The 10,886-nt window shown below is 40.7% G+C and carries 6 protein-coding genes and 2 pseudogenes; 6 read left to right on the forward strand and 2 right to left on the reverse strand.

The window, feature by feature from the left end:
- Positions 1–368 precede the first annotated feature (368 nt).
- The 3 genes from ACM0OX_RS09155 to ACM0OX_RS09165 are packed head-to-tail and all read left to right on the forward strand — an operon-like array spanning position 369 to position 3,352.
- Positions 369–1,793 carry a hypothetical protein gene (locus tag ACM0OX_RS09155; RefSeq protein WP_414514608.1) on the forward strand — a complete coding sequence of 475 codons (1,425 nt, stop codon included), beginning with the start codon at positions 369–371 and terminating at the stop codon, positions 1,791–1,793.
- Between the two features lie 17 nt (positions 1,794–1,810).
- The gene (locus ACM0OX_RS09160) at positions 1,811–2,140 is read left to right on the forward strand and encodes a XisI protein (RefSeq protein WP_414514609.1); all 330 of its coding nucleotides are present in this window, start codon (positions 1,811–1,813) and stop codon (positions 2,138–2,140) included.
- 27 nt (positions 2,141–2,167) lie between these two features.
- The gene (locus tag ACM0OX_RS09165; RefSeq protein WP_414514610.1) at positions 2,168–3,352 is read left to right on the forward strand and encodes an ARPP-2 domain-containing protein; all 1,185 of its coding nucleotides are present in this window, start codon (positions 2,168–2,170) and stop codon (positions 3,350–3,352) included.
- A gap of 290 nt (positions 3,353–3,642) precedes the next feature.
- Here ACM0OX_RS09165 and ACM0OX_RS09170 read toward each other — a convergent pair whose 3' ends face one another.
- A complete protein-coding gene (locus ACM0OX_RS09170) occupies positions 3,643–4,872 on the reverse strand; it encodes a type IV secretory system conjugative DNA transfer family protein (protein WP_414514611.1) in 1,230 nt (409 codons plus the stop codon).
- Between the two features lie 76 nt (positions 4,873–4,948).
- Between ACM0OX_RS09170 and ACM0OX_RS09175 the strand changes: the two genes are divergently transcribed.
- The 3 genes and pseudogenes from ACM0OX_RS09175 to ACM0OX_RS09185 all read left to right on the forward strand — a co-directional run bounded on the left by ACM0OX_RS09175 (position 4,949) and on the right by ACM0OX_RS09185 (position 7,056).
- Positions 4,949–5,464: a helix-turn-helix domain-containing protein gene (locus ACM0OX_RS09175; RefSeq protein ID WP_414514612.1), complete on the forward strand. Its 516-nt coding sequence runs from the start codon at positions 4,949–4,951 to the stop codon at positions 5,462–5,464.
- A pseudogene (locus ACM0OX_RS09180) lies at positions 5,458–5,865 on the forward strand (transposase family protein); the annotation flags it as partial. The gene ACM0OX_RS09175 and the pseudogene ACM0OX_RS09180, both read left to right, overlap by 7 nt.
- A gap of 159 nt (positions 5,866–6,024) precedes the next feature.
- Positions 6,025–7,056 carry a WD40 repeat domain-containing protein gene (locus ACM0OX_RS09185; protein WP_414514613.1) on the forward strand — a complete coding sequence of 344 codons (1,032 nt, stop codon included), beginning with the start codon at positions 6,025–6,027 and terminating at the stop codon, positions 7,054–7,056.
- 218 nt (positions 7,057–7,274) lie between these two features.
- Here ACM0OX_RS09185 and ACM0OX_RS09190 read toward each other — a convergent pair.
- Positions 7,275–10,266, reverse strand: a pseudogene (locus ACM0OX_RS09190) (NB-ARC domain-containing protein).
- Between the last annotated feature and the right edge of the window lie 620 nt (positions 10,267–10,886).

The raw sequence follows: 10,886 nt of genomic DNA on the forward strand, positions 1-10,886 counted from the left end.
TCTCCGTATTTATTTATCTTTACATAGTTTGGTTTTTCCACGCCGTTCTACTTATGGCAAAATAATGTTGAGAAATAGCACTTGCTGTCTATTAGCGCCGTCAAAGTTATCTATGCAGTATATGGGGAAATTAAGGACGTGTCTCATGAATTTGCAGACTTACTTTATAGAGATTAAAACCTCAGTATACTTAGTAAGATTTAAGTCAGATTCCTATAGCTATTTTCTAATCTAGAACTTAAAATAGTCGTTAATACTGTTTGCGGGACTTTGGTGCGACTTCCGAACCTAGCCTGTAACGCTATCCTAGCTTGTCGTGTCGTCATTCCCCGAACAGTACCCCCTTCAAAAAAGCCACTATGCCAACAATGGACATTAATCGGGCTAACCAACATCAGCAGGTGGCAAGGGAAGATTTAGTCATGTTTATTAATGCCTGCCTCTCCTGCACAGGACAGCGTGAGTTCTATGGTGATGGTTACGGGCAGCGCGTATCTATTGACTTTCTGCACGACTATATTTTAGGTAATTACCGATTACTCTATACCCGGACATTGGCAGCAGGGATTAACCACTTCAACCAAGCGCAAATTATCCTCAAATTACTAGCAACAGGAAAACATACACCCCCTGAACATCGACAAGAAGAAGGTGCATTAATTGCCGCAGCATTAACAGCCCTACCACCACAACGAGGTTGGGAAGTATTGCAACAATTGCGGAAAAGAAGTATCAATAATCGTCGTAGCAGAGCGATCGCTCGTGATTATCTCCAGCAAAAACGTGACATCAACTTTGATGCTGTGAAATATCGCTCCAAATTTCGAGCGATCGCTTCCCATGCTCACCTCACCCTACCAGGGGAATTAGGTAATTTTCTCTTTGGGAAATGGAAACAGCAAGTTTATCAAACAGAGCTATTCGAGACATTTCGCCAAGCACACTATAGCGCTCAAGCAGTTTATCAACTACCCTTTACAGTTGCCGAAGGTTTAGCAGCAAAACATGGAATTAAACGAGAGGTCTTTTTATCCCGTATTCAAGAGCAAATGACTTTGAATGAAAAATTGCGCTTTCAAAGTTCAGCCAACCGCACAGAAGTAGAAATCGACATTAATTTAGGTCGTCTCCCCCTAACTCGTTTGGCGCTGTATATCCTATCCTTGCCATTGGATACTCGCAAACAGCAGTGGGATATCTTAAACCAAGCATTAGAGAAATCTGCTGCCTTCACATTAAGAAAATCACCTTTAAGACTAGGACGAGTAGCCGCAGTTCTAGATTGCAGCTACTCCAGTTCCGGTTCAGCCGAAAAACATCGTCGTCCTTTAGGAGTAGCCTTAGCTACTCATTACTTACTAAAAGCAGCATCCCAGGAATACCAAGCTTTTTGGACAGCATCAACCAGCGATCCACTGCTAATTCTACCTCGTGGACAAACAGACCTAGCTACTCCCCTACTCGATGCTTTAGACTGGGGCGCAGATGTAGTAGTAATTGTCACCGATGGTTGGGAAAACGACCCCCCCAGTGGAGCATCGGAAATTCTACGTGTATATCGTCATCGTTTAGACCCAAAACAAAAAACTTCCATTATTCATTGCAATCCTGTTTACAATGCCGATGACTTTTCTTTACACCCCCTGAGTCCCGCAATTCCCACAGTAGGATTACGAGATGCAGAAGATTTACCTACGATGTTGGGCTTTGCCCGGTTTGCTGAAGGTTCTGCATCTTTAGCTGAATTGGAATCATATTTAGCAGAGCGAGTCAAGCAAATGTTAGGGGTGTAAGCTGTAAGGTGTATCGAATGGAAAAACTAGCCAAATATCGCCAAATTGTGCGCGAATTATTAATCGCCCATGCCACCCCAAACGAACCAAATATTGAATGTCAACTCATTTTTGATACAGAACACGATCACTATCAAATTCTAGATATTGGTTGGCAAGAGTTTAATCGTATTTATGCCTGTTACATTCATTTAGACATTAAAGATAATAAAATTTGGATTCAGCACAATATGACAGAAGCCGATATTGCTCAAGAGCTAGTGGAAAGAGGAGTTCCAGCTTCAGATATTGTTTTAGGCTTGCATCCCCCATACAAACGTCCTTATACCAAATACGGTGTTGCTTAAAGTTAATAAAAATAGACCCACCATCCTATGGCATCCAAAAGCAATCTGTTAGCAGACATATCACTCAAAGGACTAGAAATTGCTCCTTCTCAAATACGGGGAGCAGTGCGGATTGTGCCATTATTGCGCCATCAAGTACGTAATGATTTGCGCTTGCTGCGTCGTAGCTACGATGAAGATTTAGCAGTTGTTTCCTTAGCAGGAGAAATGACAGCACCAGGAATGAAATATTTTTCCTATGTTCCTCACGGACTAGTCTTGTCTTGGACTAATGACGGCAGTCCTGTAGGGGCTTTTGGGGGACAGCTTTTTAAAACAGATGGTAAACAGTTAAACTATAGTTGCGCCAGTGTCCGGTTAATGCACCGGATGGTGAAGCGGGAATCTAGTAATCAACTGAGATTTTTGCCACTGCACTTGGCAATGGAAGGCTTTTTATCAATGTTTTTCTCTGGCCCTGATATTGCCTGGAGTGAATATTCTAAGTATGCCCTTTCTCATGGGCTGGGTAGCCGAATGGAAAGCTCTTTTAGTGGACGTTACATTGCTGGACTTGAAGATGCTTTGCGGGTATTTGAAATTCACTCTCGACAGGTTGGGGTATTAGTATTTGTTGCCGAAGCATTAGCATCAGCTTTTGTAGTACCGACACCAGAGGACTATCGACTTTTGCACAATAGCTTGTTAGAAGATTTCTATGGTGAATTATTGTACCAATACGCTTTACTGCACGATACGACTTTTCCCATGAGTGTATCTTTAGATGAGTCAAAAATTAAGGATTTAACAGCCTTGAGAGCAGCAGTACAAAATATGCGTTCAGATTGGGCATCGTTTCAGGGTTTCATGGCAGAGGGACTGTTAGGACGCAAGTTAATTTCCCAAAAAGTCTATACTGCTGGTTCGTTCATGTTACAACGATTTATTACTGACCTCAACCCCAACGAAGAAAATCATATTGGGGAAGCGATTATTCGAGAGAATGGTGAATTGGAGTATTTGAAGACTTATCGCTTATCAGGAATGCAGACTCGCCGAGTTTATTTGCTGAGTCAGTTAGCAGATCATAATTGGAATTTGGATGCTACAGCTAGTAAATTGGGCAATACACGAGAGGAATTTGTGCTGCGTTTAGAAAAGGTGGGTTTTGGTTATTTGCTCAATGCAGAAGTACGACAAGCGGCATTGAAAAAAGTCAAGGGTAAAAGGTGATATTGTCTTGCTAAGATTCAGCATTAATTTTTTCCAAATTGATTTCAATACATTTGCCAATTTCTGAAATAGTAAGCTATCGCGCGTATAACTTGCACTTTTTAGGTCTGCAACTATTGGTAACTCTAGAATGCTCTGGAAAATTACAGATGCGACAGCTTATAACACTGAGTTAAACGGGGTGAATACAACCTAAACAAGCGAAAAAAGGCTGCCCAAATCCAGCAGCAAACACTGAAGATTCTACGCTGTGAGCAACAATATTTCGCTTCTTAAAAGCTACCAGCCTCTTATCCTTGCAATCCGGGTGTTTGATAAACTCGTGCTGGGAAATTTTCTAAAACATCAGTTTCACTGCTACTAGACTCATGTGCAGGTGCTACATCTTCTTCTGGTAAAGGCAACATCCGCGCTGCTGACTCAATCCGTTCATGTAATGCTTGTGTTAGCGTTTTGATATCAGGAATTGTCACCTGACTTTCTAAAGCAGGTTTAACTTGTGTATCCCAAAGAGCCTCACTATCATGCGCCCGTTTTTCATCGGCTTTGGACACTGGAATAATTAAAGGATAAGGAATAGAAGCTTGTCCCTCGGAACTATAACCAGGACTGGTAATTACGCACTTGCCTTGAGGAAATTTCAAAATTTCGTCAGCACTGATTACAGGCATTTTTTGTAAATTCTCACTCCAGCTAATTGAACGGCTCATTTGTCCGCCAAGCGATCGCCCAGTGGTACGATTTTTAATTAGCACTTCCTTCTCACCGTAGCGTTTGGAGTAATCCTCAGCCGTTTTGTAGTTACCAGGATTAAACAAAACATGGGTACTACAAGCTGATGCGATCGCACTCCCCATTTTATCCCCATAAATATCGTAAAGTTGCTCTAAACTTTGGATACCCAGAATAAAGCAGGCACCATTGGAACGATATTCATTAATCCACTGTGGCAGTCGGTCTAGCTTAATTGATGGTAATTCATCCAAAGAAATAATCAACGGTTCTTTGCGGGGACGGCTTAAATTACCGACAATCATCAAGTGCATTGCCGCCGCCAGCAGAGGCCCAACCACACTGCGACGTTCATCATCTAGCTTGAACACCACCATCTCTCTACCTTCAAGCTTAGTGGGAATGTCCGATTTCCCTATAAATGCCCTCAGCAAATCAGCTTGGATGAAAGATGAGAAAGTACCTGCTGCTGTGGTCAAAATCCCAGAAATAGTCTTCTCTGCATCCTTGGCACTCAAAAATTGAATAAACGAAGTCGCCACCCATTCATCCAACCTTTTGGACTGTACCGCATGGTCAAGACGCTGTACCAGTTTTGGCAACCGCAGCACCGCATAAAGCATCGCCATATCTGGGTAAGGTGAACCCTTAACTAACTGCAATAGTGCTTTAGCTAACAAGTCCCCGGCTTTAGCAAAAAACTCATCACTTTTACCACCACTGGAAGCATTGCGGTTAATCACTTGTCCAATTTCTCCTGCCATTACCCCATCGCGTGCATCACGCATATAATCCAAAAGACATCTCCAAAATAGTAACATTCTGTGCTAAAAGAACATCAAATAGCTTTTTTGACACAGAAACATGAGCGACATACTGAATCATATTGAACAAAATCCTAAAAAAACAAAGCGGTTAATTGGTCTGGAGTATGAACAGTTACAGCAATTAATTCAAAATGCGGAGCGATTACATCATGAGAAACAAGAGTTATTAGAATCCAAAAAAGTTATAATTATTGCTGGTGGTGGAGGTCGTAAACCAAAACTATCGCTGAAAGAACAAATAATTTTAACGTTGGTTTATCTCAGGCATCTGACTACATTTGAGCTTCTTGGTATCCAGTTTGGGGTGAGTGAGTCTACCGCAAATGATACATTTAACTATTGGTTGCCAATACTTAGAGAAGTGCTACCATCTAGTTTAATTGAACAAGTAAAAAAAAACGAATCTGACTTAATGGTAGTTAAGGAAATACTTACAGATTATGAATTAATTGTAGATAGCTATGAACAAGTGAGGGAAAGACTGGGGATAATAAAGAACAAGAGAAATATTACTCTGGCAAGGCATGTAAACATACATTTAAAAGTCAGATAATTATCTTGCCAGATGCCAAGGATATTGTTGATGTTATAGCTGGCGAACCTGGGACAAAAAGTGATATAACTTTGTTTCGAGAAAACCGCGATAACTTTGACCCCAAACAAAAATTTAAGGGAGATTTAGGATATCTTGGAGAAGATTTAATTGACACACCGATTAAAACACCAAGAAATGGAAAGTTAAAAATTGACCAGAAAAAAGAAAATAAGGAGTTTTCATGCAAGCGATTATTTGTTAAACATCGAATTCGTTCTGTAAAAATATTTCGAGTTGTTCAAGAAAGATTTCGCTTAAATCCTAAAAAGTATGAACAAGTAATTTTGACAATTTGTGGAGTAGTAAGACTACGAATTGGGGCACTTGTATTACCAGTAGAAAAATACGCGATCGCATGAGTTTAAAATGAATGCACATAACCACGTTTTTTGTCTTATTATTAACAACAAACATCTCAAACCTCTATTCTATCCTCGAAACTAGCTGGATTCAGAAACTGGCGATCGCACGTTATAAGCTAGTCACAGAGATACTTAGGCAGTTTTCGGAGATGTCTAATGGTATTCAACAAGGAAGATAATCAAGTCAAGCATACCTTTGAACATCCATTAAGTGAGCCGACTATTATAGAGCCAGTTAATTCTATTGCTTATAGTCCCGATGGTAAGAGCATCATCAGTGCCAGTAATGATAAAACTATACGCTTGTGGGACTTGGAAGGTAACAGACCACCGATAGTTTTCCAAGGGCATGAGGATAGAGTTACCTCTGTTGTTTTTAGTCCAGATGGTAAGACAATTGTTAGTGGCAGTAAAGATAACACTTTGCGTTTGTGGGACTTACAGGGTAATTCACTACAAGTTTTTCAAGGGCATGAGGAAAGTACTGACATTGCTGGAAATAAGGGAGGCGTTAACTCTGTTGCTTTTAGCCCAGATGGGAAAATGATTATCAGTGGGGCTGATGACAAAACTCTACGCTTGTGGGATTTGGAAGGTAACAAACCACCAATAGTTTTCCAAGGGCATGAGGATAGAGTTACCTCTGTTGCTTTTAGTCCAGATGGTAAAATGATTGTTAGTGGTAGTTATGACAAAACGCTGCGTTTTTGGGATTTGAAGGGCAAACCTGTAGGTTCAGGAGTAGTTAAGGGACATACTGAGGCTATAGGATCGGTAGGATTTAGTCCTAATGGAAAAATGATCATAAGTGCTGGTACAGATAGAATGTTGAAATTCTGGAATTTGGATGGTTCACCAGCGTCCGTACCCTTTCAGGACTCAGATGCCCAAGGTGGATATACTAGTGTATTTGCTATTAGCGCTGATACTAGAACAATCTTGAGCAGCATGGGGGGTAATAAAGATATTTCAAGCAGTTTGCGTTTAATCGAAAATAGGGATAACTGGAAAAAATGGCTGGAATTAGCATGTAACCGTTTGCAGAATCATTCTGTACTACTAGACCCTCAAACTGATACAGAGAAAGGAGCTAAGGCTACTTGTAACACTATGTTTGGCAAAACAGTTATGATAAAAGCTAACGCAGAGACACAGAAGCGCAAAGAGTTTTTACGAGCGTTATGGTAACTAATTCCACATCAATCTGATGAAAGTGATCGCCATATCTGTGACAATATACAACCAACTGTTGCAAATCCCGATAAGTAGCTTATAGTAAACGCGATCGCCTTCCCAATTATGCGCCAATTATAAACCTCTATCTTTACCAGGCGATCGCGAATTATCCAATGTATTATATTTTACTTTATAGCAATGCCCACCCTAGCGATTTGCACAATAGTTTTTTACACTCGCCCATTGTTGCTGATGTGCAGTTCAGACTCAATCGCCCCCAGAGTTTTCAGAGTGGTAAGCGTCGCCTCAGTTAACCCAGTAACACCACCAATTTTCATCCCCTCGTAAAGTCTTTTACTTCTCAAACTTCTTATACATTCACCTGTCAAGATATTCCAAATCTTCAGCGTTTCATCTTCACCGCTACTGATGAGAGTATGCCCTTCAGGACTAAAGGTAACTGATAAAACTGCTTGAGTTGGTTGCTGTAAAGTTTTGAGGCATTCACCAGTTTTTACATCCCATAACTTCACAGTTTGATCCATGCTACCACTGCTGAGAATTTTACCATCTGGACGAAAGGCGAGCGATCGCACCCACCCTGTATGTCCTGGCAAAGTTTTTAAGCATTCACCAGTCTTGACTTCCCATAACTTGATTACGTGATCTCCACCACCACTACTCAGGATTTGTCCGTCGGGGCTAAAGGCAATTGACCACACCCAGCCTCTATGTCCTGGCAAAGTTTGCAGACATTTACCAGTCTTGATTTCCCATATCTTTACTGTATGGTCATGACCACCACTAGCTAAAGTTAGACCATCAGGACTGAAGGTGACTGACAAAACTCCGTGGTTTTGTTCATGTAAAGTTTTGAGGCATTGACCAGTCTCGACATCCCATAATTTCACTGTATGGTCATGACTACCACTAACTAAAGTACAACCGTCAGGACTAAAAGCAATTGCCCAAATCCAATTCGAGTGTCCTAGCAAAGTTTGTTGACATTTACCAGCCTTAATATCCCATAGTTTGATTGTTTTGTCTTCACTGCCACTGGCGACAATACTACCGTCAGGACTCCATGCCACTGACTTAACCTCATTGCTATGTCCGATGAATATTGCGAAGCATTCGCCAGTGTTGATGTCCCACAATTTCACTGTTTTATCACTACTACTAGCCAGCATTTGACCGTCAGGGCTGAGGGCAATTGACCAGATGCCATTACCATATCCCTGCATAGTTTTTAAACATTGACCAGTAGCAACTTCCCACAGTTTCAAAGTTTGGTCATTACTGCCACTTGCCAAGATTTGACCATCAGGACTAAACATAACTGCTCGGATCATACTATTGTGTCCTAGCAAAGTTTTCTGGCATTCACCACTTCACTTTCTGATCCCAACTTCCACTTGCCAAGATTTGCCCATCTTGACTGAATCCAAGTGACATCACCCAATCACAGTGTCCCTGCAAAGTCATCAAACATTCACCAGTTTTAATATCCCATAACTTGACTACTCCATCGCCACTACCACTAGCAAGTATCCTTCCATTTGGACTGATGGCAACTGACCAAATCCCTTCATTATGTTCTTGCAAAGTTCTTAAACATTTACCAGTGCTAACATTCCACAGCTTTAGTGTTTTATCCACGCTACCGCTAATTAATACTTTGTTGTCAGGACTCAAAACTACTGCCCTTACCATATTTTGATGCTCTAGTAAGGTTTTCAAGCACTGACCAGTATTGACATCCCATATCTTTACAGTCTTGTCATCACTGCCACTGACCAATACTTTCCCATCTGAAGTAAAAACCAGTGACCAAATTCCTTGTTCATGTCCCTGCAAGGTATTGAGACATTGACCATTTGTGACATTCCAAAGCTTGATTGTTTGGTCTTCACTGCCACTAGCAAGGATACTACTGTCATGATTAAAGGCAATTGCTGACACCCAATCAGTATGACCTTTCAAGATGTTTAGCTGTTTCCAATCACCAACTTGGTACAAGCGAATCTCACTATTCATATCCCCAATAGCTAAAAATTTTCCATTGGGGCTGAATGCTAATGACAAAACTCCACCAAAAGTTTCAGCAAATAATGACTGAGCAAGATGAGCATGGTTAAAATTCACATTGTGTAAATTCACATTTCGTAAATCTGCTTGCCTAACAGTCAAATGCGAAAAATCATAGTTACTAAGATTGGTTCCCAGATAACAAAGCATATTTAGAATGTTTCCGGCTGCATAATTTTGTTCTTCCGAGAATGTTTTTCGCAGCTTGACTAAAATTTTATTTAGTTGATTTTCTAAAACTTGTTGATTTCTAAATATAGTTAAGAGTCCATTGATAACAGGTTTGAGTATCAAACGAATTTGAATATCTCTAATATAGTCTTTTACCGTCGCTTTTATTAAAGTATGACTTCGGAATAAATCCAGGTTTTGAGTTTTAATTTCTGTCCAAACGTTTTGGATAAAGCCATTAGTTATGTACTCCATAACTACAGATTGTAAAGTAAATAAATTAGAAATTTTCTCAACCAAGGAGCGTCTTAGCAAAGACTCCAAAGCTTCTAATAATTGTTGTGGAAGTATCAGTGATAAGATATCATTCTGCAATTCTGTTAATGAAACTGGCTCCCGATTAACTGCTAACCAGTACATTATATTTGATCGCCAAATCAAGAAATCAAACTGCCCCTCAACTTGTTGAGCTAGTTTAGCCGCTAGAGAGGTTTTGCCAATTCCCCCCATTCCCAACAGTGCTACTAATCGGCAACGCTCTTCGATCAGCCATTGGTTAAGTGTGTTGAGTTCTGCTGTTCGTCCATAAAACACAGAGACATCAATCGCTTCTCCCCAGTCTGCTCGATTTTGAATTTTGGATTTGAGATTTTGAACGGAATTATCCAGAGTTTCCCCTGCTCTGTTTGCCTTCCAAGATTTACGCCATCGGCGCTCTAGAGCAGATTGGAAGTTTTTCTTAGTAACTTTCTCGTCTAGTGCTTCACTCAGCAGTTTCCAAAGTTCGGGGCCAATATGTTGCTTTATATATGCCACTGAGTAGCAAGCTGCTGAAGCAATTTGTTCGTATGTCTCATGCTGCCAAGAGCCTTTAAGGATAGCAATTTCTACTTGACTTAGCCGTCTTCCCACCTTGACGAACACAGCCTCATCAGCAAGTTTTAGCGCTTCCTCAAAGTTCATTGGCCACTATGTAAATTTTATAAAAACCATACCATAAAAGTAATTTTACCGGAACTTCACCGGAACTTTACTGTATCGATAATTAATGGCGATCGCTCTAAACTGACCTGAGTTCGACGAATTAAAAAACAGCAGGAGGTAGAGCAAGCAAGTCTTTTGGGTAAATACCAAGCGAGGGGCTTTTAGGAAGATTGTTATTTCACCCATGCGCGTGTACAAAAGACAACACAAAAGCATTAAACAGCAGGGCATTAACTCCACAAATCGCGTGTAGCTAACTAAGTTTGGAAAAGCTCCACGTCAACCCGGTAGTACTCTGTAGTCTATAAAACTCTTTAAACGTTCACTAGCAATGCCGTGAAGAGCGATCGGCGAAGCTTTATACCTTCGACATATTGCCTGCGATAAAACCTATCTTACATTTTCCATAGCTACCAGAGCAGTCCGATTAGGTTATCTTCCCACCGCGATCGCGCCTTGGGCGCAGCGTTTCGCTATCACAATCCTATGCAAACAGCGAAGCTGAAACTTTTGTTTTTACGTACTGCATTTTTGCATTTTTTCTAGCCTTATAGACAACGGGCGAACCGCCGATTTTTAACCACTTTTTTGATTTGATG

The sequence above is a fragment of the Nostoc sp. PCC 9305 genome (assembly GCF_963920915.1).
Taxonomy (GTDB): Bacteria; Cyanobacteriota; Cyanobacteriia; order Cyanobacteriales; family Nostocaceae; genus Nostoc.

Excerpts from the sequence above, each read along its gene's own strand:
- ACM0OX_RS09185 (WP_414514613.1), top strand. The coding sequence starts at position 6,025 with ATGGTATTCAACAAGGAAGATAATCAAGTCAAGCATACCTTTGAACAT.
- ACM0OX_RS09175 (WP_414514612.1), top strand. The coding sequence starts at position 4,949 with ATGAGCGACATACTGAATCATATTGAACAAAATCCTAAAAAAACAAAG.
- ACM0OX_RS09155 (WP_414514608.1), top strand. The coding sequence starts at position 369 with ATGGACATTAATCGGGCTAACCAACATCAGCAGGTGGCAAGGGAAGAT.
- ACM0OX_RS09170 (WP_414514611.1), bottom strand. The coding sequence starts at position 4,872 with ATGCGTGATGCACGCGATGGGGTAATGGCAGGAGAAATTGGACAAGTG.
- ACM0OX_RS09165 (WP_414514610.1), top strand. The coding sequence starts at position 2,168 with ATGGCATCCAAAAGCAATCTGTTAGCAGACATATCACTCAAAGGACTA.
- ACM0OX_RS09160 (WP_414514609.1), top strand. The coding sequence starts at position 1,811 with ATGGAAAAACTAGCCAAATATCGCCAAATTGTGCGCGAATTATTAATC.